This window comes from Sphingomonas sp. 28-62-20, assembly GCF_002281505.1.
In genome coordinates this window covers 43,186-65,981 of the sequence record NZ_NCGH01000010.1, presented here as the reverse complement: position 1 = coordinate 65,981, position 22,796 = coordinate 43,186, and the positions used below count along the sequence as shown (strand labels likewise).

The following is a 22,796-nucleotide window of genomic DNA, read 5'->3' as shown; positions in this document are numbered from 1 at the left end:
ACCATTTCCTTAGGGGATGCCGGGGCGGGCGGATTGACGCGAAACCGGAAGAAGCTGTCAATCCGCCCTGCTGAAGCGCTACCGCTCGGCATATCCGTTATATAGCAGCCTTTGTGCCAGATTGGCCAAGCGCTGCATTTTCGGCCCGTTACAATGGTTAACGCCGACTCTGGATGGCGTTCGACTGTAAGAATTTCCGACACGCACCGTTCAGCCTGTGGTCATTTACGAACGGCGAATATTGCCTGGTTCCCTAAAGCGCTGGCCTCTTGACTACGGATGTAATCGATGGGATTACATCCGTAGTCGAAGGAGCGAGCGATGGCCGAACGAATCAGCGATGCTGAACATGCCGTGATGGAAGTATTGTGGGATTGTGCCCCGCTTTCGGCGCAAGACGTCGCCGAACGGATCGAACCGGGCCGCGATTGGAGCGTCAATACCGTCAAGACGTTGCTCGGCCGGTTGCTTGCCAAGAATGTGATCGGCCATCAGGAAGATGGCCGCCGCTATTTGTACCGGCCGTTGGTCGCGCGCGAAGATTATGTCGCGGGGGAATCGCGCCGGCTGATGGATCGGCTGTTCGGCGGCAAGCTGACCCCGCTTGTCGCCCACCTCGCTGAACGCGATCAACTGACCGACCAGGACATCGCTGAGATAGAGGCGCTGCTGAAAGGGCTCAAATCATGATCAGCTGGGGGGTGGAAACGCTGCTGGCGACCAGCCTGCTGATGCTTGCCATTTTGCTGTTGCGGAACCCGGTGCGGCGGGCCTTTGGCCCTTCGGTGGCCTATGCACTTTGGGCATTGCCGGTCCTCCGGCTCATTCTGCCACCGCTGCCGGGCGACTGGCGATTGAGCGGATTGGTATCCCCCGCCGTTGAAAAGGCGATGGGCCAAGGGGTAGCGTTCGGGGTGCTCAATCCTGAACGATTGCCCGCTAACGTCGCCGACCAGGCGATTGCGACGGTTGATCTCACCTTAGCCGCTGAACCGATACGGATGATGCTGGTACCGCCCGTTGCCGCGGCAGGCGGGCCAAGCTGGCTGTTGCTTGCGCTGATCCTCTGGGCGATCGGTGCGGCAATCTTTCTTGCCTATCATCTTGTCACCTATCGGCGCTTTTGCCGCCGCCTGGAAAGCCAGACGCGGCGGCGCCATCGCATCGCAGGCGATCGGGTAGAGGTGATCGAAACCGACGCAACGGGTGGTCCGCTAGCGTTTGGCATCTGGCGCAAGGTCGTGGCCTTTCCAAGCGACTTTACCGATCGCTATGATGAGGATGAACGCACGCTCGCGCTGGCCCATGAATTGGCCCATCACGCACGCGGCGATCTGGTTGCGAACTGGGTGGCGCTTGGTGTGCTTGCCCTGCACTGGTTCAACCCGATTGCCTGGCGTGCCTTTCGTGCTTTCCGGGCGGATCAGGAAATGGCGTGCGATGCGCGCGTGCTGGCCGGGCGCACCGCTGCCTTCACCCATGCTTATGGTCGCGCGATCGTCAAATCGGCGCATGGCGGGGCGATATCTGCAGCCTGCCATTTGCACACAATCAATGATTTGAAAGGGAGATTGAGGATGCTTTCATCAACGAAGAAGTCGCGTGGGCGGCTGGTCGCTGGGTCGATGGCAGTGATCGCGGTCGGCATTGCTGGCCTTGGCCTTACGGCATCGGGTACTCAGGCCGCCGAAAATGTGCGGACCAAAGTGAACGAGGCGATCGGGGGTGATCTGGCTGAGCTTGACCGGTTGGCTGCGTCCAATGTGCGGCATGCGCTGGCCCCATTGCCATCGCCTGCTGCCCAGGCGACGGGGGCGGCACCGGTACCGCCAGCTGCGCCCTTGGCGCCGTTGCAGCCACAGTCAGTGCCCGTGCCGCCTTCCGATGTCGCACCCGCTGCGCCTCCAGCGCCCGTGGCACCGGTCGCACCGGTAGCGCCCGCCGCCGGCGACACGGATAGCGAACGGCAGGAATGGACCGATGCCGATGGCAAGCGCCACATCATCGTGTTCAAAGAGCGTCGGTCAAAAAAATCTGAGGCGGACCTGCTGGCCGATGGCTTCACCGCTGAAGAATTGGCGCAATCGAAGCGCGATGGCGCGCCGATTATCCACCGGATGTTCAAATTTGGCGGCCCAGGCGTTAAAGTCCGGACCGATGATGGCAACCGCATGACCATCGAAATCAGGCAATTTCCAGAAGTTACCCGAATGAATTGCGGACGCGGGCAGGGCGACGACCGCAAGATGGTTCTGCATGACGAAAAGAACGGCAAACGCCGCATTATTATATGTCAAAACCGGATCGATAAAGTGACGGTAGAAAGTGCTGCGGCGGCGGCCAATAGCAGGAATATTGAGCGCAAGGCCTATCAATCCGCGCTGGAGGGGCTTCGCAGCACCCGCGCCAGCATCGCGGCAAAAGGCAAACCGAGCAGCGAAGCGTTGCAGGCGATCGACGAGGCCATTGCTGAAGTCGAAGCTGATCTCGCCAAGGTCAACTGATCCGCACCAATGATGCCGGTTATACCGACATCATGCGGAGTCCCGGCAGGCGCGCCCCTGTGTCTGCCGGGACACTCGATTTCAGGCCATTAATCGCTCGCCGGTTCCACGCACGCCCCTTGTCTTTGCCGAACCAAACCGCCATTTGCAGGGGTATGGAGGCGATACCGACAGGCGATTGCATCGCGCTCGAGCCGCTCGTGTCACGCGTGCTGGCGCCCAATCCCTCGGCCTTCACCTTTACCGGTACGCAAACCCATCTGGTCGGCACCACGGATCTGGCGGTGATCGATCCCGGCCCCGATGATCCCGCGCATATCGACGCCATTGTCCGCGCGATTGCGGGGCGGCCGGTGCGGGCCATCGTCATCACCCACACCCATAATGACCATAGCCCAGGCAGCCGCCCGCTAAAGGCTGTGACCGGTGCGCCGATCATGGGCTGTGCGCCACTGGTGCTCGATGCGCTCGGGCCCCGCGCCGATGCCGCGTTCGACCGCGATTATGCGCCGGATCGGGTGATGGCCGAGGACGACAGCATCACGGGCGATGGCTGGACGCTGATCGCTGTCGAAACACCCGGCCACACCTCCAACCATCTCTGCTTTGCGCTGCCTGAGGCGGGCGCATTGTTTACCGGCGATCATGTCATGGGCTGGTCGACCACCGTCGTTTCACCGCCCGATGGCGACATGGCGGCCTATATGGCCAGTTTGCAAAAGCTCCAGACGCGCGATGATCGCCGTTATTACCCCGCGCATGGCGAGCCGATCGACAATCCAGCGCAAAAGGTGCGCGGCTTTTTGGGCCATCGTCGCCAGCGTGAAGCGCAGATCCTGCGACTTTTGGAGGAGGGGGTGGGCACCATCCCCGAGCTGGTCGAACGCATGTATGTCGGTATCGACCGGCGACTGTTTGGCGCGGCGGGCGGATCGGTGTCGGCGCATCTCATCGACCTGCGCGCACGCGGGCTGATTGTTGAGGATGGCGCGCAATGGCGGATGATCTGAAACCCGCTGGATCGCGCTGGCTGATCAATCTGTTGATCATTATCGGGGTCGGGTTGCTCGGTTTCCTAGCTTATGATCGATTTCGCGAGCGTTATACCCCGAGCGTTGACGATGGCGGCAACGCCGTGACCCAACTCGTGTCGGCGCGGCTGTCGGGGGCGAGCAGCTTGAAGGTCGCCTCGCTGACCGGCATCATCCAGAGCCGCGCAACCGATGTGCGCGGCTTTGGCTGGCTGCGGTCGGATCAGGTGATCAAAATGCCCTATTCGGTCGATTATTTCGTCGATGTTTCGGGCATCGGCCCCGATCAGATCGAATGGGATGCGAAGACCGAAACGCTGATCGTCAACGCCCCCGATGTTACTGTTGCGGCCCCAAATATCGACGAGGCACACCGGACGATGGTGGAGACCACCGGCGTGATTGTAACGCGCGAAGCGAGCGAGGCGCTGAGCCAGCAGGCATCACAGAATGCGACCAACAAGGCGCAGAAAGAGGCTGGTTCCCCAGCGCGGATCGCTCAGGCGCGCGAACAGGCGCGGGCGGCCTTGTCCAATCTCCTCACCGCGCCACTCAGCACGCTGGGCCACGCCAATGCCCGCGTCATCGTCACCTTCCCCCCGGAACGCCGCCGCGTGAATGGCGAGCAATGGGATGTTTCGCGATCAGTTGAAGAGGTAGTTGGAGGCAGACAGTAGGGTAGGTGGCCGATTGGCGGTAGCGGCGATTTACTTGGCTCTGACGACGTTCCCGTTATCGGCGACCCGCGCCGCTTTGCCCATCGGCGATCCATCCGGCAGCCTTGAGGTGGATGACTGCAGATCGCGCGACAGGCGCGACCAGGCCATTCGACAGGAGCAGGCGCATTGAGCGGGCGTTCCCCTCGACGCCGGCAACCGCATGACTTGCAACCCACCATGACCGGTGCGTCCGCAACCCTTCCACCCCGACGCAGTCAATCGCACGGCTCATCGGCATCAGAATTAGTTCGGATCCGGTTGGCCGATGAACGCGGACGTAATGGTCCTCCATTTGCAACGCCAGAATGTTTCCATCCAGCGCAACATCACCCGGCACCGCCGTCGCTGGTGGCGCAACATTATTGTGTTGCGTGAATGCGCGGCGGGAGCGGATGAAATCGATCGCCGCAATCGCGACCATCCCGAGCGTTGCAGTCTGGGCGAACCACAGCAGTAAGGGAAGGTGAAGCTGAGCCAGTCCAGGCCAAAGCCAGAAAGCGCCCGTCCGCGTCGCCAGTGCGTGCGGCACGCTGGCGAGCAGCGTGCCGCCGATCAAGGCTGGCCACCATCTGGGAGACCCCGGAGCGATCGACGCGATGATGATCCTGTACATTAGTCCATATAGCGCCAAGCCCAGCAGCATGGCGCTGATCCAATACACGGCAAGCCGGACGGGATCGCCGTTCATGTAACTGCCGAATGGCCCCAAAACCGCCATTAAAACGCCGACGGCAACAGCAATGCCGATCCACCGCAGTAAGGCCCTTGTCGTCATGCTGACAGCAGGGACGTGGGCAGCGGGGCGGGACATACCGACTTCTACCCCGGTCAGCACGGCGGGGGAAGCCCGTTCGCCGAACCGCGAACCCATTTGCCCATTCGCGAAAACCCATCTTCCGGCCAGGGCCGAGATTCAACAATCAGGCATCGCATTCATTTTGGAGGCGATTATGTCGTTACGTATTACTCTTGCAGCCATATTCCTGACGCCGGTTGTTCCAGTGGCTCAGGCCCAACCGGTACAGGCCCAACCGGTACAGGCGGGCTTCGAGCGGCTAACCACCCCGGATGGCACCGAGCTTGGCATTTGGTACCCGGCGTCAGGGACACCCACTCGCCAACAACTAGGGCTCTATGCGCACGAGGTAATAGCGGGCGCGCCAAGCGACCGACATCCCCTTATCGTCTTCTCACACGGCACGGGCGGTGATTTCGCTGGCCATGTCGATACCGCCGTAGCGCTCGCCCGTGCCGGCTTCATCGTTGCGGCCCTGACCCACCCCGGCGACAACTGGCGCGACACTAGCCGTGCGACGCGCATTGAGGAACGCCCGGCGGCTCTCTCCGCCACGATCACTTACATGGTGCAGACTTGGTCAGGGCGGGGTGCAATCGACGCGGATCGCATTGGCGCGTTCGGCTTTTCCGCCGGAGGGTTCACGGTTCTGGCTGCAGCGGGAGGACGCCCCGACCTCACCCGCCTTCAGGACCATTGCGCGCAGCATCCGACATTCTTCGACTGTGCATTGATCAAGGCTCAGAAACGGACGACAGCCCCGGCTTGGCCCAACCTGCGGGATGCGCGGATCAAGGCTATTGTCGTTGCCGCGCCTGCGTTGGGTTTCACCTTCGATCGCGCGGGACTTGCCGATGTACGTGTGCCAGTTCAGCTCTGGCGCGCCGATAATGACCAAATTCTGCCGACGCCATTCTATGCGGATGCCGTCCGCGGGGCGCTGCCTGGAAAGCCGGAGTTCCACAGCGTGGCAGGTGCCGGGCACTTCGATTTTCTGGCTCCCTGCGCCAATCCAGCTATCATGCCACAGCTTTGCAAAAGCGCACCGGGGTTCGATCGTGCAGCGTTCCACGCAAGCTTCGACGCTGCGATTGTGGCGTTCTTTTCGACCAAGTTGGCTAGGCGGCGTCGGCATTGAGCCCCATTTTCCAGGCCGGACTTAGCTGATATGGCGTTGCTCGGGGAAATGGGGGAAATGACGATGGCGACTCTGGCAATGCCGCGGCCGCAACAGCACCAGCGCAGCGACGACCGTTTTTTCCTAACGATGGCGTTCGTGATGGCGGGGCTGCTGATCGCGGGGTTCGGGCTGACGCTAGCCGTCGGTCGGTCGAGCTTCAACCGGCCGCCGATCGTTCATGCTCATGCGATCGTCTTCATGGGCTGGATGGTCATTTACGTCCTGCAAAACTGGTTTGCGACGCAGGGTCCGATTGCGCTGCACCGGCGGCTTGGCTGGTTGGCGATGGGGTGGCTGGCGCTGATGCTTTATCTGGGCACCGCCGTGACATTGATGAACGTGCGCGCTGGCACAACGCCCTTCATATTCCAGCCACTGCACTTTCTGGTATTCGATCCCTTGTCGCTGATCGGCTGCATTTGTCTGATTGTCGCTGGCGTGAGTTTGCGGATGCACACCGGCTGGCATCGGCGGCTCAACTATTGCGGGATGGCGCTGCTCGTCGGGCCGGGGTTCGGGCGGCTGCTGCCGATGCCACTGCTTATCCCATGGGCGTTTCATGCCACCTTTGTCTGCGTGATGCTGCTGCCGGTAATCGGCATCATCGCGGATTTGCGGCGCGACGGGCGGGTCCACCCGGGATGGTGGTGGGGCCTGGGCGGTATCGTTGCGACTGAGATTGCCACGGACATTATCGCCTTTGGACCCTTAGGACTGACGCTTTATCAGGCCGTTACGGCGGGGACGCCGGGTGCCGCAATTGCCCCGCTGGCTTTTCCGCCGTCACCACTGGGTTGATCCGGCGCGCTGGCGGGGCCATGTGGGCGGCGGGCGACGCGGAGAGTTGAGAAATGGACGCACGGAACGGTATTGGCGGCAACCCGACAGGGACCGATCTGCGCGATGAGATCGATCGGCTGCGCAGAGAGCGCAACGCCATCATCCTCGCGCATTATTACCAGCGGCCCGAGATTCAGGACATTGCCGATTTCGTCGGCGACAGCCTGGACCTGAGCCGCAAAGCGGCGGCGACCGATGCCGATGTGATTGCGTTCTGCGGCGTGAAGTTCATGGCCGACACGGCCAAAATCCTGTCCCCCGACAAGATCGTGGTGCTGCCCGATCTGCGCGCCGGGTGCAGCCTGGAAGATAGCTGCCCGCCGGACAAGTTCGCCGCCTTCCGCGCCGCGCACCCCGACCATATTGCGCTGACCTATATCAATTGCTCGACCGAGGTGAAGGCGCTCAGCGACGTGATCGTCACCTCGTCATCGGCGGAAAAAATCCTCAGCCAGATCCCGCTTGATCAGAAGATCATCTTTGGCCCCGACAAGCATCTTGGTGGCTATCTGGCGCGCAAGACCGGGCGCGACATGCTGCTCTGGCCCGGCGTATGCATCGTCCATGAGGCGTTCAGCGAAACCGAGCTGTTGAAGCTCAAGGCGAAGCACCCCGGCGCGCCGGTGGCGGCGCACCCGGAATGCCCGCCTTATATTCTCGATCATGCCGATTATGTCGGATCGACCAGCGGTATCCTCGATTTCGCGGCGAAGATGCCCGGCGATATCCTGATCGTCGCGACCGAACCGCACATCATCCACCAGATGGAAAAGGCTGATCCGACGAAGAATTTCATCGGCGCGCCGGGCGCGGACGGCAACTGCAACTGCAACATCTGCCCCTATATGGCGATGAACACGATGGAAAAGCTCTACATCGCGCTGCGCGATCTGGAGCCGCGGATTGAAATCGAAGAAGGGCTGCGGTTGCGGGCGAAGAAATCGCTCGATGCGATGCTGGCGATGGCGGGCGGTACGGTCGGGCAGGGTGATCTGGGTTTTGTGACGTTCACCGCGGACCAGAGCTGAACGCTGTTCGCGGCGGGTCCGGGTTTGACGGGATTGGTTCGCGCAGCGGCGCGGAGGGCACAGAGAAGAAGAGAGATTTGTTCGCGCAGAGACGCAGAGACGCCGAGAGGGGGATGTCAAGGATCGGTCGCCATGCGGCGACGCAGTCTTTTCCTTCCCAGTGATTGAAAGCGCTTCGCGCATCCGGTTTGCAACCGCTCAGCGTCTCCGCGTCTCTGCGCGACCTAAAACCTCGTCAGACGCTCCGCTCAGTCAAACGCCGCATGCTGCGCCTCGGCCTTTGGCGGTCGGCCAGGGCGCTTGAGCACGAACACTAACGGCACCGCCAGCGCGGTCAGGAACATCATCAGGCGGAAATCGTCGAGATAGGCGATCATTGCGGCTTGCCGGGTGACTTCGGCATTCATGATCGCCATCAGCGACTGACCGCTCTGGCCAAGGATAGAGGCCTGGCTGGGGTCAATCGCGCTCATCGAATAGGCTGTGATATGGCCGCCCAGCTCCTGATGGCTCGCCTGGACGTTATAACCAAGCAAAGCGGTCACCATCGAAATGCCAACCGACGCGCCGATATTTCGGAATAGATTGAGCAAGCTCGCTGCTTCGGTCCGGTATTGCGGGGGTAATGTCGCAAAGGCGGTGATGTTCAGCGGAATGAAGACCAGGCCAAGGCCAATCCCCTGGATGAACCCCGTGACGATGAACGGCGTCTGCCCCATCACTAGCGTCCATTGCGTCATATCCCAGAGCGACCAGGCGGCAATGGCGAGGCCGGTGCCGATCAACATGCGCGTGTCATAGCCGCGCTGAACCAATTGTCCGGCAACTCCCATGCTGATGACAATGCCAATGCCACGCGGCATCAGCAGCATGCCGGTGTCGAGCACTGGATAGCCGAACAGCCTTTGGAGCATCGGTGGCAGCAGCGCCATTGTCGCCATCATGATGATGCCAACCACGATCATGAAGCCAAGGCCCGTCACCAGATTGCGGTTGCGCAGCAAGTCCCGGTCAAACATCGGCTGATCGGCGGTGGCGATGTGGATTCCGAACATCACGGCTGCGCCCAGCGAAACCAGCCCTTCGATCGTTACTTCCCATGACTGGAACCAGTCGTTAGACTGTCCACGATCGCACATCACCTGAAACGCGGCGATAGCGATGGCGAGCAGCGAAAAGCCGAACAGGTCGAATTTGCGCGCGTTGAGGGGACGGCTCGGGAGCAGCGCCCAGAGGATTGCAAAACAGGCGATGCCGACGGGCACATTGACGTAAAATACCCAGCGCCAATCGAAATTGTCGGTCAGATAACCGCCAATCACTGGCCCTAGCACTGGCCCAACCATGATCCCCATGCCCCAAACCGCCATCGCGCCGGCCTGCCGAGAGGGTTTGTTGATGTCGAGCATCACCGTCTGGCTGAGCGGGTTCATAAAGGCGGCGGCGATGCCTTGCAGAATACGGAAGCCGACCATTTCGGTCAGGTTCTGGGCAAGGCCACACAGCATCGACGCCGCGACGAACCCCACCACGGCAAACAGGAACAGGTTGCGCGATCCAATCCGGTCTGACAGCCAGCCGGTGATCGGGATGGCGACAGCAGAAGCGACGATGTAGCTGGTCAGCACCCAAGTAATGGTATCGGCCGTCGCGCCAAGCGATGCCTGCATATGCGGCAACGCAACGTTGGCGATCGTGGAGTCGAGGATCTGCATGATCGTCGCGGCCATCACGCCCAGCGTCAGCAGTGCGCGGTTGCTGGTTTTTAGCGCGGGAACATCGAGTGGCATGACCGGGGCAGCAGCGCTTGGCTGCGCCCCGCGCGCCGGACTAGCGCTTGCCATGATTGCGGACGTCGACCGTCACCTTGGCGCTAAGCCCCGCGATCAGCTGGCGGGGACTAGCCTCGTCAATGGCGATCCGCACCGGCACGCGCTGGGTGACCTTCACCCAGTTTCCCGTCGCGTTCTGCGCAGGCAGTACCGAAAATTCAGAGCCGGTGCCTGCGCCGATTGATTGGACATGGCCTTTCAATGTCAGGTTGCCATAGGCATCGAAGCTGACGGTTGCGGGTTGGCCGACGCGCATCTTGTCAAGATCGGTTTCCTTGAAGTTCGCCTCGATCCAGGTGCGCTGGCTGGCGACGATGCTGACGGCGGGCAGACCAGAGATCATCATCTGGCCGATCTGCAGCCGGTCCGCCTGGCTGATCGTGCCGCTGGTCGGCGCGAACACGGCCGTTCGGGTCAAATCGAGCTGCGCTTTTTCGCGCTGTACCTGCGCCGCGGCGATAGCGGGACTTTGGCCTGGAACAGCGGCACCCGTCGCTAATTTGGCGCGGGCTTCGTCAGCGCTGGCGCTGGCGTTGGCCAGCGCTGCCCGAGCCTGTTCCAGGCCATGTTCGGCCTGTTCCAGCCGGGCGCGGGTGGTGAAGCCCTGCTTCATCAGCGCGGTCTGGCGATCAAAATCCTGCTGCGCAGCGGCGATCCGGTCCTGCGCGGCGGTGATGTCAGCCGATGTGCCGCGATAGCTGGATTGCAGCGTGGCGACATTGACCTGAGCGGCGGCAATCGCGGCATTGGCCTGTTCTACGGCAATTCGATAAGGAGCAGGGTCGATGCGGAACAACAGATCGCCAGCCTTGACGCGCTGATTCTCCTTGACCGCAACGTCAACGATCCGGCCGGCGACATCGGCGGAGACGGCGACTTTGTCCTGCTGAACATAGGCATTGTCGGTCGACACGAATTGGCCCGACGTCAGCCAGAGGTAGCCGGCAATCGCGGCAATGATCAGCGGCACCGCGATCAATGCTGCCGTCCGCCGCCACTTGCCCGGCGCCACCACGGGCGTTGTCTTCTGAGCGGCGAGATTCTGGGCGGTCAGATTTCGGGCGGGATCGGCTTCAGCCATGTTGTGCCTCTTGGGTGTCGTCAGTTTCAGCCAGATTGGCGCGAATGTCGTTGAGGGTGGCGATGAACGCTGCTTGGCGTGTCGGATCGATGCCAGCGAGCGCGGAATCGAACATGGCATCAGCAATGGTACGCAGCTGATCGATCAACGGGCGCGCGGAGTCGGTGAGATAGATTTGCCAAGCCCGGCGATCATGCGGGTCGCGGCGACGCTCGACATGGCCGGCTTCCTCAAGCCGATCGACCATCCGGCATAAGGTAATTGGTTCGACTTCCAGTAGCTCGGCGAGCTTGCCCTGGTTGATGCCTTCATTGCGGATGAGCGTTGTCAGCGTACGCCACTGCGCGCGGGTAACGCCGATCGCGCGGGCACGCTCGTCAAAACGCCGACGCATCAGGCGCGACACATCGCTGATCAGGAAGCCGATACTGTCCGTCATATGGCGCATATAGTAAGTAGGCTTATTAATAACAATACATACTAATGGCGGTAGCAGTGCCTTTGCGGCAAGAGCGCTGGATATTCATTGCGGAACCGAACGATTTGCCGCACGTTGAGGCGGTCGATTGCCCCAGATGTGCCGGGGCCTGATTGCCGACAGGGGCCAACAATCATTCTCACCAAGCCAACCGTGAAATTGCCTTTTTTGGACGGTGATCAACCGGGTGTCGCGCTGATCCGCGATTTTGATTGGGGCAGCACGGCGCTGGGCCCGATCATGCACTGGTCTGCGCCGCTGCGGACCGTTGTGGGGATGCTGTGCCGGGCGCCCAATCCACTGGCATTATTGTGGGGGGCAGACGGCATTATGATTTATAATGACGCCTATGCCGTCATCGCTGGCAAGCGCCACCCGGCAATGCTGGGCAGCAAAGTCCGCGAAGCTTGGCCGGAAGCTGCCGACTTTAACGATCATATTATGACCGAGGGGCTGGCAGGGCGATCGCTGTACTATCGCGATCTCGCCATGGATATTGAGCGCAATGGGGAACGCGAACAGGCATGGTTCAACCTGGATTATGCGCCGGTATGGGGCGACGATGACTGCCCTGCCGGGGTGATCGCTTTCGTCGCCGAAACAACGAGCCGAATCAAGGATAACGCTGCGCTGCGCGAGACCGAAAATGCGCTGCGGATTGCCAATGATACGCTGGAAGCCCAGGTCAATGCGCGCATGGCCGAACTCCAGGCAAAAGAAGCGCGGTTGCGTACCGTGTTCGAAACCAGCTTTGGTTTTCAGGGGCTGCTCGATCCCGATGGCCGGTTGCTCGATGCCAACGCAACGTCGCTGACGGCGATCGACGCTGCGTTAGATGATATTGCTGGTCTCTCCTTTTGGGAGACCCCCTGGTTTGCCGGTACGCCGGGAATGGACGAAACGATCCGCGACGCGGTGGCGCTTGTTGCGCGCGGTGACGTGGTGCGCCAGGAATTGCTGATCAATCTGCCGGTTGGCGGCTGGCGCTGGTTTGATTTTGTCCTGCGACCGATTTTTTCGACGCAAGGTGACGTCATCGCGATCGTCCCCGAAGCGCTTGAGACGACGGAGCGCCGCGCTGCCGAAGAAGCGCTGCGGCAATCGCAAAAGCTGGAGGCGATGGGGCAACTCACCGGCGGTGTCGCGCATGATTTCAACAATTTGCTTACGCCCATCATCGGCACGCTTGATTTGCTCAGCCGCCGCGAAATCGGCGGGGAGCGGGAACAGCGGCTGATTGGCGGCGGGCTGCAATCGGCAGAGCGCGCCAAGATGCTGGTGCAGCGGTTGCTGGCCTTTGCCCGGCGCCAGCCGCTTCAGCCGCAGCCCGTTGACGTGGCCGCGCTGATCGCTTCGATGAGCGATTTGATTGCCAGCACATCGGGGCCGCGCATCCACATCGCCATGGATATTGCAGCGTGGCTGCCGGCAGCCACGGCAGAGGTCAACCAGCTGGAAATGGCCTTGCTCAACCTGGCTGTGAACGCACGCGATGCGATGCCGGAGGGCGGCACGCTGACCATCGCCGCAGCAACGGCGGACATCATCGAAGGCGCGGTTCCCGGCCTGGCGGCGGGGCGCTATGTGAAAATTACCGTCAGCGACACCGGCACCGGCATGGACGAGCATACCAAGCGGCACGCGATCGAACCGTTTTTCTCGACCAAGGGCATTGGCAAGGGCACCGGGCTTGGTCTGTCGATGGTGCATGGGCTTGCCTCTCAGCTTGGCGGCGCGCTCAACATTTCAAGCAAGTTGGGGCTGGGGACAAGCATCGAGCTGCTGTTACCAGCCACGGCAGCGTCAGTAGTGCCGATCGACCAACCGACCGATCCTGCTAACGCCGCCATTGGGGCCGGCACCGTTTTGCTGGTCGATGATGAAGATCCGGTGCGGCAGACGACCGCTGAAATGCTCATCGAGCTTGGCTATCAGGTGATCGAAGCCCATTCCGGCGAGGCAGCGATTGAGCTGATCGATCAGCATGCCATCGATATGATCGTCACTGATCATTTGATGGGCGGCATGACCGGGACGGCATTGATCGAGCACGTTCGCCAAACCGCACCGGACCTGCCAGTGCTGGTGATTTCCGGCTATGCGGATGCCGCTGGAATCGCTGCGGATGTGCCGCGCCTGACCAAGCCATTTCGCAGCGCCGAACTTGCCGCCATGCTGGCGACGATCCAGCAGCGCTGACCGGCTTTGTCCAAGACAGCGATGCAGCAGCGGTTCGATTTTCGGACGAAGCTACACCCTACCGCATAACGACCAGTGGATTCGCCCGCAGTCTTGTCCTAATGACCATCGCCGTGCCGTCGATTCATGCCCTTGCCAATCCTGCGCGCTTCCTGAAGCTAGCGCGCCCCCTGACCCCGGCGTTGTTCTGGGCAGGGGCGTTGTTGATCGCCTTTGGCAGCTGGGCTGGCCTGACGCAGACGCCGCCCGATTACCTGCAGGGCGAAACGGTGCGCATCCTGTACATCCATGTGCCAACCGCTTGGCTGGGCATGGCCGGGTGGAGCGGCATTGCCGTGTCGAGCCTGACTTTTCTGATCTGGCGGCATCCGCTGGCCATGCTTGCCGCGCGCGCCATGGCGCTGCCCGGCGCGTTGTTTGCAGGCCTTTGCCTGGCGACCGGATCGATCTGGGGCCGGCCGACCTGGGGGACCTGGTGGGAGTGGGATGGGCGGCTGACATCGATGCTGCTGCTGTTTTTCGTCTATCTGGGCTTTATGGGGCTGGCGCGCGCCGATGCCGATCGCGGTGGCGATGGCCGCATCCCGGCGCTTTATGGTGTTGCTGGTTCAGTGTTGCTGCCAATCATTCGCTATTCGGTGGTGTGGTGGAATACGCTGCATCAGGGCCAGAGCATCGGCATCAACAAGCAGACGATCGATGGATCGCTGATCTGGCCGCTCTGGTATACGCTGGGCGGCTTTACCTTGTTCTTCGCGGCGATCGTGCTGATGCGGATGCGCGCTTCGCTGGCGCTGACCAAGGCAGAAGCGCGGATGCGGCGGATGGCGAATAGCGGGGAAATGGCCGCATGAACCCCTGGCCATTCGTTACCGCCGCATATGCGATCACGCTGACCGCCACGGCGGTGATCGCGCTTATCAGTTGGTTGGCGATGCGTAACGCCGAAAAGGGCAGCAAATGAAGGCGAAGCATCATCGACTGACATTGGGGCTGCTCGCGCTCGCCGCGATCGGCGGGGCAAGCGGGTTGGCGCTGTCAGCGTTGAAGGATCAGGCGGCATTTTTCTATGCGCCGGGCGATGTCGCCACAAAGGGGCTGCCGCTTGGTCGCGGCGTGCGGCTGGGCGGGATGGTTGAAGGCGGATCGATCAAAAAGCAGGCCGATGGCGTCACGATTCGCTTCCTGGTGACCGACGGCAAGGCGACCGTGCCGGTGACCTTCAAGGGCATCACGCCCGATCTGTTCAAGGAAAGGTCCGGCGTCGTCGCCGAGGGCGAATTTCAGGCCGATGGCAGCTTTGTCGCCAGCAACCTGCTCGCCAAGCATGACGAACGCTATATGCCGCCCGAAATGGCGGGCAAAATGGCTGCCAATATGCCCGCCAAGCTGCCAGCCGGGAAAATGCCACCACAATGATTGCTGAAGCGGGGCTCGCCGCACTCTGGATCGCCGCCGCGCTTGCGGCATTGCAATTTGTCCTGGCTGCACTCGGGGTCGCGCGCGGCGATCCTGATGTAATGCGCGCGGTGCGACCTGTTGCAGTGGTGCAGGGCCTGGTCGTGCTTGGCGCATTGGCGGCGCTGATGTGGCTATTCGTCCAGTCGGATATGTCGGTGTTGCTGGTTGCCACCAACAGCCATTCAGCCAAGCCGTTGATTTACAAGATCGCGGGTACCTGGGGCAATCATGAAGGATCGATGCTGCTTTGGGTGACGATCCTGGGGCTCGCTGGTGGCGCGGTGGCACTCCTCGAACATCGGCTGAAGATCGCGACGCTGGTTGCAACGCTTGGCGCGCAGGCGCTGATTGCGCTGGGTTTTTATGCCTTTCTGTTGTTTTCTTCCAACCCGTTTTCGCGGCTGAATCCGGCGCCAGTGGACGGCAACGGGCTGAACCCACTGCTGCAAGATCCTGGCCTCGCCTTCCATCCGCCCACCTTGTACATCGGCTATGTCGGCATTTCGGTGGCGTTTTCCTTCGCGGTTGGCGCGATGGTGACGCGCGATGTCGGCCCCGCCTTTGCGCGCGCGATGCGGCCCTGGGTGCTGGGGGCTTGGATATTCCTGACGCTTGGTATCACGGCCGGCAGCTATTGGGCTTATTATGAGCTTGGCTGGGGCGGCTGGTGGTTTTGGGACCCGGTTGAAAATGCGTCGCTGATGCCGTGGCTTGCGGCGACCGCTTTGCTCCATTCGGTGACGGTGCTGGCGACACGCGATGGGTTGCGGGCCTGGACGATCATGCTGGCCGTCGTTGCCTTTTCAATGTCGATGATTGGCACCTTCCTGGTGCGATCGGGGATTTTGACGAGCGTCCACGCCTTTGCCGTCGATCCGGAGCGCGGTAGTTTCATCCTGGCGTTGCTCGCCCTCTATATCGGTGGCGCGCTGGCGCTGTTCGCGCTGCGGGTGGGCACGATCCGGTCGGGCAATACTTTTGAACTGGTCAGCCGCGAAGGCGCGCTGGTTGCGAACAACCTGCTGCTGTCGGTCATTTTGGGGATTGTGCTGATCGGCACGCTGTACCCGATTGTGGCGGCGGGCCTGTTCGGGCTGCAACTGTCGATTGGCCCGCCCTTCTTCAACAAGGCGGCGGGGCCGGTGGCACTAGCGCTGGTCGCGATCATGGCGGCCGGGCCGCTGGTGCGCTGGCGCCGTGATGAGGCTGGCGCGGTGGTGTTCCGCATGATTGTGCCGATCGCGATTGCCGCAGTTGCGTTGATCGCGCTGGTCGTCTTTGCCGCGAACGCTGGTGTCTTGCCGATCCTGGGGCTGGCCCTTGCGGCCGGGCTGGCGGTGGCGAGCTTGGCGCCGCTGTGGAAGCGCAATCTGCGCCGCACACCAATGTTCACTTATGGCATGGTCTTGTCGCATCTTGGCATTGCCGTCAGCCTGGCGGGCATGGCGTCCGAAACTGCCTTCACTCAGCAGACGTTGGTGGCCGCCAGCATCGGCGAGCCGCAACGGGTTGGGCCCTATACGGTGACCTTGCAGGGGATCACGCCTGTGATTGGTCCGAACTGGTCGGCGCTGCAGGCGCGCCTGAAGATTCAGCGCGATGGTGGGGCGCCCTTTACGATGACCCCGCAATCGCGCTTCTTTTCAAATCCCGTAACCGTCACCAGCGAATCCGCGATCGCGACTGTGTTTGATGGTCAGCTCTATACCGTGCTCGGTCAGCCCGATCCTGCGGGGCGCTGGCAATTGCGGCTGTGGTGGAAGCCATTTGTGACGCTGATCTGGCTGGGCGGTGCGCTGGTTGCGCTGGGCGGCGCGCTGTCGCTGATCGGGCGGGTCAGCCGTGATCGCAAAACAGCATTGCGCGAGCTTTGGGCATGAAGCGCGTGGTGCTCTGGCTGCCGCTGGCGCTGTTCGCCGGGCTGTTCATCGTTGCCGGTTACGCGCTCTACAAGCCAGCCGACCGCACCGTGCGATCGGCCATGATCGGTCGTTCCGTCCCAGAGTTCAAGTTGGCCCCGATCATTCCTGGAAAGCCGGGCGTCGAGACCGCTATCTTCCACCAGGGCCAGCCAAGGCTGATTAATGTCTTTGCGAGCTGGTGCGTTCCTTGTGCGGCTGAAGCACCGGCGCTCGCGCGGCTGAAGGCGATGGGGGTGGCGATCGATGCCGTGGCGATCCGTGACCAGCCCGATGATTTGCGCGGTTTCTTGGCGCGCTACGGCGATCCGTTTGAACGCATTGGTGACGATCCCGAAAGCGCGGTGCAGCTGGCGCTTGGTTCGGCTGGGGTGCCCGAAACCTTCGTGGTCGATGGCCAGGGCAAAATTTTGCTGCAGCATGTCGGCGAAATTCGCGATGAGGATATCCCCAAGATCCTTGAAGCCATGGGCAAATCATCATGATGCGCTGGTTTCTGGCCTTGTTGCTGATCGCCATTAGTGGTCCCGCACTGGCGGATTCGGCGCGCCCACCGGCGCGGCTTGCCGATACCCAATTGCCCGATCCGAAACAGGAAGCCGAAGCGCAAAAGCTGATGGTCACGCTGCGGTGCCTGGTCTGCCAGGGTCAATCGATCGCGGACAGTAATGCCGAGATGGCGGGGGATATGCGCGCGCTGGTCCGCCGACAAATTTCGGATGGATCGAGCCCAGCCCAGGTCCGTGACTGGCTGATCGCGCGCTATGGCGATTATGTCACCTATGATCCGCCGCTATCGAGCGCGACCTTGCCGCTCTGGATTGCGCCAATCGCCTTTATCGCGATTGGGCTGCTGCTGGCGCGGGCGAGCTTCAAACGGCGAAAGCGGGTCTGATGGGCTGGGTAATGCTGCTGCTGATCGGGTTGGCGTCCGGAGTGTTGCTCTGGCGGCTGTCGCTGCCGCGACTGGTCTGGACAATGGCCGGGGCCGCGTTGCTGTTCGGTGCCACGGGCTATGCGTTGCAGGGCACGCCGACCCTGCCCGCCAGCCCGGCCAAGCCGCAATCAAACAAGCTGGATGTCGCTGCGGACATTGTCGAGCTGCGCGGGGCGTTTTTCGGTCGGTACACTGCTGACGCCGCCTATCAGACAGCGGCCGATGCGATGATCCGCATCAGCGACCCCGCCAGCGCCGTAAAGGTCACGCTGGGGGGCATTAATCGCAACCCGCGCAGTCCTTCTTTGTGGACTGAACTGGGCAGTGTGCTCGTCACGCATGATGCCGGTAATGTCTCGCCCGCTGCGCTGTTTGCGTTCCGCCGCGCGATGATTTTGGCCCCACGCCATCCCGGTCCGCCATTCTTTCTGGGGCTCGGTTATGCGCAATCGGGCCAGCTCGAAAATGCCCGGATTTGGTGGCAACGTTCGCTGCAGCTCACTCCGCCAGGGGCCAGCTATCGCAACGCGATTGCCGAGCGGCTGATGCTGCTCGATCAGTTTATTGCGATGAACAAGGCGCAGCAACAGCAATAACCTGCCTAACCGAACGGGCGGTTGAGCTTCACGATCGCACTATTAAGCCAGGCGGCGAAGGTGACCCAGGCGAGATAGGGCATGACAAGCGCGCTGGCGAAGGGCGAGATCGGCCAGAGCAGGGTAACGAGCAGCACCAGCGATACCCACAGGAACACCACTTCCACCAGCGCCCAATCGGGTCGCTGCGCGCGGAAGAAGAGCGGGCTCCACAGAAAATGGCAGACTGCATTGGTGCTGAACAGGCAGATCACACGCGCCTGCTCAGGCCGCGTGTCGGCGGCATACCAGGCGGTAATTGCCGACCAGGCGGCCAGGCCCAGGATGATACTCCAAGCCGGACCGAACAGCCAGTTGGGCGGTTGCAGGCTGGGCTTTTTCAGATTGTGATACCAGGGGCCGATCGGCGTCATCAGGCCGCCCGCGCCGCCCAAGAAGACGGCGACGCCAATCGCGATGATGACAGGAATTTCCATAAGCTGCTGGCCGGTCCGTATTGTGGAGTGTCAAACTCCTGTTACACGCAAAGGATGCGTGCGTCCTTTCCATTCTCCGCCATCGTCGGCCAAGACGAAATGAAACTTGCCCTGCTGATCGCTGCGATCGATGCGCGGATTGGCGGGGTGATGGTGTTTGGTGACCGCGGCACTGGCAAGTCGACGGCGGTGCGTGCGCTCGCCGCGCTGCTGCCGCCAATGCCCGTGGTGGCGGGGTGCCGCTATAACTGCGCGCCGGGCCAGTCGGTTTGCCCGACGCCCGAAACCCACTTGCCCGGCAAGGCGACCGCGCCGGTGCCGTTTGTCGATCTGCCGTTGGGCGCGACCGAGGACCGGGTGGTCGGCGCGCTCGATCTGGAAAAGGCGCTGGCGCATGGCGAAAAGGCGTTCGAGCCAGGGCTGCTCGCGCGCGCGCACCGGGGGTTTCTCTATATCGATGAGATTAACCTGCTTGAGGATCATATCGTCGATCTGCTGCTCGACGTGGCGGCATCCGGCGAAAATGTGGTCGAGCGCGAGGGGTTGAGCGTGCGGCATGCGGCGCGCTTCGTGCTGGTCGGCAGCGGCAACCCCGAAGAAGGCGAATTGCGGCCGCAGCTGCTCGACCGGTTCGGGCTGTCGGTCGAAGTGCGTACGCCGCAAGATTTGAAGCAGCGCGTCGAGATTTTGAAGCGCTGCGATGCGTTCGAGCGCACGCCCGATGAATTTGCTGAGCTATGGTCGAAAGCCGAGCGCAAAACGCTGAAGCGGATCGCCAAGGGCAAGGAGTTGCTGGCGAGCGTGACGATGCCCGACGCGGTCCTCACGCGCGCATCGGAGCTGTGCATGGTGGTGGGCGCGGATGGCCTGCGTGGCGAGCTCACGCTGATGCGTTCGGCGCGTGCGCTGGCAGCGCTGGAGGGCGATGAGATCGTCACCGAGGTGCATTTGAAGCGGGTCGCGCCGCTCGCGTTGCGCCACCGGCTGCGGCGTAATGTTCTTGATGAGACCGGCTCGACCGCGCGGATTGAGCGCGCGATGGAAACGATGTTCGCGGCATGACCGACACGGGCGAGATGTCGTCCGCGGTTTTGGCGCCCGATATCTGGTCGGATGCACTGCTGGCGGCGCGGCTGTGCGCTGTTGATCCTCGGCTTGGCGGGCTGGTGCTGCGCGGCGGCGGCGAGGCGCGCGATGCGGTAGTTGCGGCCCTTATGGCCGGGCTGGGCGACGGCGCGCCGATCAAACGCCTCCCCGCGCATATCGATGACGAACGGCTGCTCGGCGGGCTTGATCTGGGGGCGACGCTCTCGACCGGGCGCGCGGTGTCGCGCACGGGCGTGCTGGCGGAGGCCAATGGCGGGCTGCTGATCGTGCCGATGGCCGAGCGGCTGGCGGAGTCGGTCGCGGCACCCATAGCGGCGGCGCTCGATACCGGCGAAGTGATTGCCGAGCGCGAGGGGATGACGTTGCGCTCCCCGGCGCGCTTTGCGGTGGTCGCGCTGGATGATGGCGTGGAGCCGGACGAGCGGCCTCCAGTAGCGCTGGCGGAGCGACTGGCGTTTTGGCTGGACCTGGGGGAGGTGCGCCCGCTCAAAACGCTTCCCGGCGCTATCGATCAAGGGAAAGATTTGGGTGCAGTGGCGCCGCCCGCGACCGATGTGCTGGAGGCAATTGCTGTTACTACGCTGGCTTTGGGTATCGATTCCGGGCGCGCGCCGATCTTTGCATTGCGGGCAGCGCGGGCATCGGCGGTGCTGCACGGGCGGTCGGTGATCGGCGAGGATGATGTGATGATCGCCGCGCGCCTTGTGCTCGGCCCGCGCGCGACGCGGATGCCACCGCCGCCTGAGGCTGAGCCAGCGCCCGAGACCGAGGCACCGCCGCCGCCGCCGTCCGACAGCGATACCAGCGAGCAAGAAAGTAGTGAACCGCAGCCACTGGAGGATGTGGTGCTGGAAGCGGCGCTCGCCTCGTTGCCCAAGGATGTACTCGCGCAGATTGCTGCGGGCAGCGGCAGGCGAGCCCCAAAGGCAGGCGGGCAGGGCAAGGGCGCCAAGCAACGCTCCGCGACGCGTGGTCGGCCCGTGGGCGTGCGGGCGGGCATCCCGCGCGGCGGCTTGCGGCTGAGCCTGATCGATACCTTGCGCGCCGCCGCCCCCTGGCAGCGGGTGCGCGGTGCGGACGCGAGCCGCGTGCAGGTGCGGCTCGACGATCTCCGCATCCGGCGGTTCGAAAAGAAGATGGAGGCGACAACGATCTTTGCGGTCGATGCGTCGGGGTCATCGGCGATGGCGCGGCTGGCTGAGGCCAAGGGGGCGGTCGAACTGCTGCTGGCCGAGGCTTATGTGAAGCGCGCGCAGGTGGCGCTGGTGGCGTTTCGCGGGACCGAGGCCGAGTTGATCCTGCCACCGACGCGCTCGCTGGCGCGGGCGCGCAAATCGCTGGGCGCGCTACCGGGCGGGGGTGGCACGCCGCTCGCCGCCGGGCTTAACGCTGCGCGCGAATTGGGCGAGGCAGCGCGCAAGCGGGGACGCACGCCGTTTCTGGTGATCCTGACCGATGGCCGCGCCAATATCGCCGCCGACGGATCGATGGTGCGGCAAGCGGCGGAGGATGATGCCGAGGCGGCGGCGCGCGCGATCGGCCTGTCGGGGATCGCCTCTGCCTTTGTCGATATTTCCGCGCGACCGCGGCCGGAGGGGGCGACGATCGCCGCTGCGATGCGCGCACGCTATCTGCCGCTGCCACGAGCGGATGCGCGGACAATGCACGCGGCGGTGAAGGGGGTTCAGGATGCTGAGCGATAAGCCGCGCTGGGAGGCCGAAGGACGCGACTGGCCCAACCGTGAGGTGAGCCGCTTTGTCGATGTCGGGCGGTTGCGTTGGCATGTGCAGGTCACCGGAAGCGGCCCCGTGCTGCTGCTGCTCCACGGCACAGGGGCGGCAACGCATAGCTGGCGGACGATGCTGCCGCTGCTGGCCGAGCATTTTACCGTCGTGGCGCCCGATCTGCCGGGGCATGGCTTTACGACTGGGCGGCCAATGGGCGGGCTGGCGATGCCCTCAATGGCCAAGGCGGTGGGCGAGTTGATGGCGGCGCTGGAGATGCCACCCGCGCTGATCGTCGGCCATTCGGCGGGGGCAGCGATTGCGATCCGGATGGTGCTGGATGGGTTCGCGGCACCCAGGGGCGTGATCGGGCTCAATTCGGCGCTGCTGCCCTTTCCGGGGCTGGCGGCCAAGCTGTTCCCGACGCTGGCGCGGATGCTGTTCGTCAACCCGTTCGCGCCGCATATCTTTGCCGGCATTGCGCGGCAGCGCGGCGAGGCGGGGCGGTTTCTGGCGCGATCAACGGGCTCCACGATCGATGCGGCGGGGGCGGATTTTTACGGGCGGCTGTTCGCAACGCCGGGGCATTGCGCGGGCGCGATCACGATGATGGCCGACTGGGACCTGGAATCGCTGGCGCGCGACCTGCCCAAGCTGGCGGTGCCGCTGCTGCTGATCCACGGCGCGGGCGATTCGGCGATCCCGGCGGCGACTGCCGAGGGTGCGGCGGCGCTGGTGCCTGGCGCGATGCTCGAGACGCTGCCGGGGCTGGGGCATCTGGCGCATGAAGAAGCGCCCGAGCGAGTGGCGGCGATGATCGGGGCGTTTGCTGGCGGGGTTGGATTGGTTTCGTAAACCAAACACATCGTCACCCCGGGCTGGACCCG

Annotated in this window: 22 protein-coding genes; 17 read left to right on the top strand and 5 right to left on the bottom strand. The window is 62.9% G+C overall.

The window, feature by feature from the left end:
• Window positions 1-321: 321 nt before the first annotated feature.
• The 4 genes from B7Y43_RS09770 to B7Y43_RS09755 all read left to right on the top strand — a co-directional run bounded on the left by B7Y43_RS09770 (window position 322) and on the right by B7Y43_RS09755 (window position 4,212).
• Window positions 322-690, top strand: a complete 369-nt coding sequence (locus B7Y43_RS09770; protein WP_374131455.1) for a BlaI/MecI/CopY family transcriptional regulator — start codon at window positions 322-324, stop codon at window positions 688-690.
• Window positions 687-2,504: a M56 family metallopeptidase gene (locus tag B7Y43_RS09765; protein WP_374131454.1), complete on the top strand. Its 1,818-nt coding sequence runs from the start codon at window positions 687-689 to the stop codon at window positions 2,502-2,504. Before B7Y43_RS09770 ends, B7Y43_RS09765 begins: the two co-directional genes overlap by 4 nt.
• Window positions 2,505-2,659: 155 nt before the next feature.
• A complete protein-coding gene (locus tag B7Y43_RS09760) occupies window positions 2,660-3,514 on the top strand; it encodes an MBL fold metallo-hydrolase (protein ID WP_374131453.1) in 855 nt (284 codons plus the stop codon).
• Window positions 3,499-4,212, top strand: a complete 714-nt coding sequence (locus tag B7Y43_RS09755) for a DUF4230 domain-containing protein (protein WP_374131452.1) — start codon at window positions 3,499-3,501, stop codon at window positions 4,210-4,212. The genes B7Y43_RS09760 and B7Y43_RS09755 overlap by 16 nt, the downstream gene beginning before the upstream one ends.
• Before the next feature lie 55 nt (window positions 4,213-4,267).
• On the opposite strand, the gene B7Y43_RS09750 is transcribed toward B7Y43_RS09755, so the two are convergent.
• A complete protein-coding gene (locus B7Y43_RS09750) occupies window positions 4,268-4,972 on the bottom strand; it encodes a LytTR family DNA-binding domain-containing protein (protein WP_374131451.1) in 705 nt (234 codons plus the stop codon).
• Between the two features lie 22 nt (window positions 4,973-4,994).
• Between B7Y43_RS09750 and B7Y43_RS09745 the strand changes: the two genes are divergently transcribed.
• The 3 genes from B7Y43_RS09745 to nadA are packed head-to-tail and all read left to right on the top strand — an operon-like array spanning window position 4,995 to window position 8,098.
• The gene (locus B7Y43_RS09745) at window positions 4,995-6,188 is read left to right on the top strand and encodes an alpha/beta hydrolase family protein (protein WP_374131450.1); all 1,194 of its coding nucleotides are present in this window, start codon (window positions 4,995-4,997) and stop codon (window positions 6,186-6,188) included.
• A gap of 57 nt (window positions 6,189-6,245) precedes the next feature.
• Window positions 6,246-7,028 (top strand): hypothetical protein, encoded by a 783-nt coding sequence (locus B7Y43_RS09740; protein ID WP_374131449.1) that lies wholly within the window; start codon window positions 6,246-6,248, stop codon window positions 7,026-7,028.
• 53 nt (window positions 7,029-7,081) lie between these two features.
• Window positions 7,082-8,098, top strand: a complete 1,017-nt coding sequence (gene nadA, locus B7Y43_RS09735; RefSeq protein WP_374131448.1) for a quinolinate synthase — start codon at window positions 7,082-7,084, stop codon at window positions 8,096-8,098.
• Between the two features lie 248 nt (window positions 8,099-8,346).
• Here the strand turns inward: nadA and B7Y43_RS09730 are convergent, their stop codons facing one another.
• The 3 genes from B7Y43_RS09730 to B7Y43_RS09720 are packed head-to-tail and all read right to left on the bottom strand — an operon-like array spanning window position 8,347 to window position 11,450.
• Window positions 8,347-9,942 (bottom strand): DHA2 family efflux MFS transporter permease subunit, encoded by a 1,596-nt coding sequence (locus B7Y43_RS09730; RefSeq protein ID WP_374131447.1) that lies wholly within the window; start codon window positions 9,940-9,942, stop codon window positions 8,347-8,349.
• On the bottom strand, window positions 9,929-11,011 hold the full coding sequence (locus B7Y43_RS09725; protein ID WP_374131446.1) for an HlyD family secretion protein: 1,083 nt from the start codon (window positions 11,009-11,011) through the stop codon (window positions 9,929-9,931). The genes B7Y43_RS09730 and B7Y43_RS09725 overlap by 14 nt, the downstream gene beginning before the upstream one ends.
• Window positions 11,004-11,450, bottom strand: a complete 447-nt coding sequence (locus tag B7Y43_RS09720; protein WP_374131445.1) for a MarR family winged helix-turn-helix transcriptional regulator — start codon at window positions 11,448-11,450, stop codon at window positions 11,004-11,006. The genes B7Y43_RS09725 and B7Y43_RS09720 overlap by 8 nt, the downstream gene beginning before the upstream one ends.
• Before the next feature lie 192 nt (window positions 11,451-11,642).
• Between B7Y43_RS09720 and B7Y43_RS09715 the strand changes: the two genes are divergently transcribed.
• The 7 genes from B7Y43_RS09715 to B7Y43_RS09685 all read left to right on the top strand — a co-directional run bounded on the left by B7Y43_RS09715 (window position 11,643) and on the right by B7Y43_RS09685 (window position 18,601).
• Window positions 11,643-13,688: a response regulator gene (locus B7Y43_RS09715; protein ID WP_374131444.1), complete on the top strand. Its 2,046-nt coding sequence runs from the start codon at window positions 11,643-11,645 to the stop codon at window positions 13,686-13,688.
• Window positions 13,689-13,789: 101 nt separating this feature from the next.
• Window positions 13,790-14,542 carry a heme ABC transporter permease CcmC gene (gene ccmC, locus B7Y43_RS09710; RefSeq protein ID WP_374131443.1) on the top strand — a complete coding sequence of 251 codons (753 nt, stop codon included), beginning with the start codon at window positions 13,790-13,792 and terminating at the stop codon, window positions 14,540-14,542.
• Between the two features lie 106 nt (window positions 14,543-14,648).
• Window positions 14,649-15,107, top strand: coding sequence for a cytochrome c maturation protein CcmE (gene ccmE / locus B7Y43_RS09705; RefSeq protein ID WP_374131442.1), 459 nt, complete (start codon window positions 14,649-14,651; stop codon window positions 15,105-15,107).
• The gene (locus B7Y43_RS09700) at window positions 15,104-17,029 is read left to right on the top strand and encodes a heme lyase CcmF/NrfE family subunit (protein ID WP_374131441.1); all 1,926 of its coding nucleotides are present in this window, start codon (window positions 15,104-15,106) and stop codon (window positions 17,027-17,029) included. The genes ccmE and B7Y43_RS09700 overlap by 4 nt, the downstream gene beginning before the upstream one ends.
• Window positions 17,026-17,553, top strand: coding sequence for a DsbE family thiol:disulfide interchange protein (locus B7Y43_RS09695; protein WP_374131440.1), 528 nt, complete (start codon window positions 17,026-17,028; stop codon window positions 17,551-17,553). The genes B7Y43_RS09700 and B7Y43_RS09695 overlap by 4 nt, the downstream gene beginning before the upstream one ends.
• A complete protein-coding gene (locus B7Y43_RS09690) occupies window positions 17,553-17,963 on the top strand; it encodes a cytochrome c-type biogenesis protein (RefSeq protein WP_374131567.1) in 411 nt (136 codons plus the stop codon). The genes B7Y43_RS09695 and B7Y43_RS09690 overlap by 1 nt, the downstream gene beginning before the upstream one ends.
• The gene (locus B7Y43_RS09685; RefSeq protein ID WP_374131439.1) at window positions 17,963-18,601 is read left to right on the top strand and encodes a tetratricopeptide repeat protein; all 639 of its coding nucleotides are present in this window, start codon (window positions 17,963-17,965) and stop codon (window positions 18,599-18,601) included. Before B7Y43_RS09690 ends, B7Y43_RS09685 begins: the two co-directional genes overlap by 1 nt.
• Window positions 18,602-18,606: 5 nt before the next feature.
• Here B7Y43_RS09685 and B7Y43_RS09680 read toward each other — a convergent pair whose 3' ends face one another.
• Complete coding sequence (locus B7Y43_RS09680) at window positions 18,607-19,077, bottom strand: TspO/MBR family protein (RefSeq protein ID WP_374131438.1); 471 nt, start codon at window positions 19,075-19,077, stop codon at window positions 18,607-18,609.
• A gap of 54 nt (window positions 19,078-19,131) precedes the next feature.
• On the opposite strand from B7Y43_RS09680, the gene bchI reads away from it, so the two are divergent.
• The 3 genes from bchI to bchO are packed head-to-tail and all read left to right on the top strand — an operon-like array spanning window position 19,132 to window position 22,764.
• Complete coding sequence (bchI, locus tag B7Y43_RS09675; protein WP_374131437.1) at window positions 19,132-20,139, top strand: ATP-binding protein; 1,008 nt, start codon at window positions 19,132-19,134, stop codon at window positions 20,137-20,139.
• The gene (locus tag B7Y43_RS09670) at window positions 20,136-21,887 is read left to right on the top strand and encodes a magnesium chelatase subunit D (RefSeq protein WP_374131436.1); all 1,752 of its coding nucleotides are present in this window, start codon (window positions 20,136-20,138) and stop codon (window positions 21,885-21,887) included. Before bchI ends, B7Y43_RS09670 begins: the two co-directional genes overlap by 4 nt.
• Window positions 21,874-22,764 carry an alpha/beta fold hydrolase BchO gene (gene bchO, locus B7Y43_RS09665; protein ID WP_374131435.1) on the top strand — a complete coding sequence of 297 codons (891 nt, stop codon included), beginning with the start codon at window positions 21,874-21,876 and terminating at the stop codon, window positions 22,762-22,764. Before B7Y43_RS09670 ends, bchO begins: the two co-directional genes overlap by 14 nt.
• Window positions 22,765-22,796 lie beyond the last annotated feature (32 nt).

Bases quoted from the DNA above. Each gene is read 5' to 3' on its own strand.
- B7Y43_RS09770 (WP_374131455.1), top strand. From the start codon at position 322: ATGGCCGAACGAATCAGCGATGCTGAACATGCCGTGATGGAAGTATTG.
- B7Y43_RS09765 (WP_374131454.1), top strand. From the start codon at position 687: ATGATCAGCTGGGGGGTGGAAACGCTGCTGGCGACCAGCCTGCTGATG.
- B7Y43_RS09760 (WP_374131453.1), top strand. From the start codon at position 2,660: ATGGAGGCGATACCGACAGGCGATTGCATCGCGCTCGAGCCGCTCGTG.
- B7Y43_RS09755 (WP_374131452.1), top strand. From the start codon at position 3,499: ATGGCGGATGATCTGAAACCCGCTGGATCGCGCTGGCTGATCAATCTG.
- B7Y43_RS09750 (WP_374131451.1), bottom strand. From the start codon at position 4,972: ATGGCGGTTTTGGGGCCATTCGGCAGTTACATGAACGGCGATCCCGTC.
- B7Y43_RS09745 (WP_374131450.1), top strand. From the start codon at position 4,995: ATGCCGATCCACCGCAGTAAGGCCCTTGTCGTCATGCTGACAGCAGGG.
- B7Y43_RS09740 (WP_374131449.1), top strand. From the start codon at position 6,246: ATGACGATGGCGACTCTGGCAATGCCGCGGCCGCAACAGCACCAGCGC.
- nadA (WP_374131448.1), top strand. From the start codon at position 7,082: ATGGACGCACGGAACGGTATTGGCGGCAACCCGACAGGGACCGATCTG.
- B7Y43_RS09730 (WP_374131447.1), bottom strand. From the start codon at position 9,942: ATGGCAAGCGCTAGTCCGGCGCGCGGGGCGCAGCCAAGCGCTGCTGCC.
- B7Y43_RS09725 (WP_374131446.1), bottom strand. From the start codon at position 11,011: ATGGCTGAAGCCGATCCCGCCCGAAATCTGACCGCCCAGAATCTCGCC.
- B7Y43_RS09720 (WP_374131445.1), bottom strand. From the start codon at position 11,450: ATGACGGACAGTATCGGCTTCCTGATCAGCGATGTGTCGCGCCTGATG.
- ccmC (WP_374131443.1), top strand. From the start codon at position 13,790: ATGACCATCGCCGTGCCGTCGATTCATGCCCTTGCCAATCCTGCGCGC.
- ccmE (WP_374131442.1), top strand. From the start codon at position 14,649: ATGAAGGCGAAGCATCATCGACTGACATTGGGGCTGCTCGCGCTCGCC.
- B7Y43_RS09700 (WP_374131441.1), top strand. From the start codon at position 15,104: ATGATTGCTGAAGCGGGGCTCGCCGCACTCTGGATCGCCGCCGCGCTT.
- B7Y43_RS09695 (WP_374131440.1), top strand. From the start codon at position 17,026: ATGAAGCGCGTGGTGCTCTGGCTGCCGCTGGCGCTGTTCGCCGGGCTG.
- B7Y43_RS09690 (WP_374131567.1), top strand. From the start codon at position 17,553: ATGCGCTGGTTTCTGGCCTTGTTGCTGATCGCCATTAGTGGTCCCGCA.
- B7Y43_RS09685 (WP_374131439.1), top strand. From the start codon at position 17,963: ATGGGCTGGGTAATGCTGCTGCTGATCGGGTTGGCGTCCGGAGTGTTG.
- B7Y43_RS09680 (WP_374131438.1), bottom strand. From the start codon at position 19,077: ATGGAAATTCCTGTCATCATCGCGATTGGCGTCGCCGTCTTCTTGGGC.
- bchI (WP_374131437.1), top strand. From the start codon at position 19,132: ATGCGTGCGTCCTTTCCATTCTCCGCCATCGTCGGCCAAGACGAAATG.
- B7Y43_RS09670 (WP_374131436.1), top strand. From the start codon at position 20,136: ATGACCGACACGGGCGAGATGTCGTCCGCGGTTTTGGCGCCCGATATC.
- bchO (WP_374131435.1), top strand. From the start codon at position 21,874: ATGCTGAGCGATAAGCCGCGCTGGGAGGCCGAAGGACGCGACTGGCCC.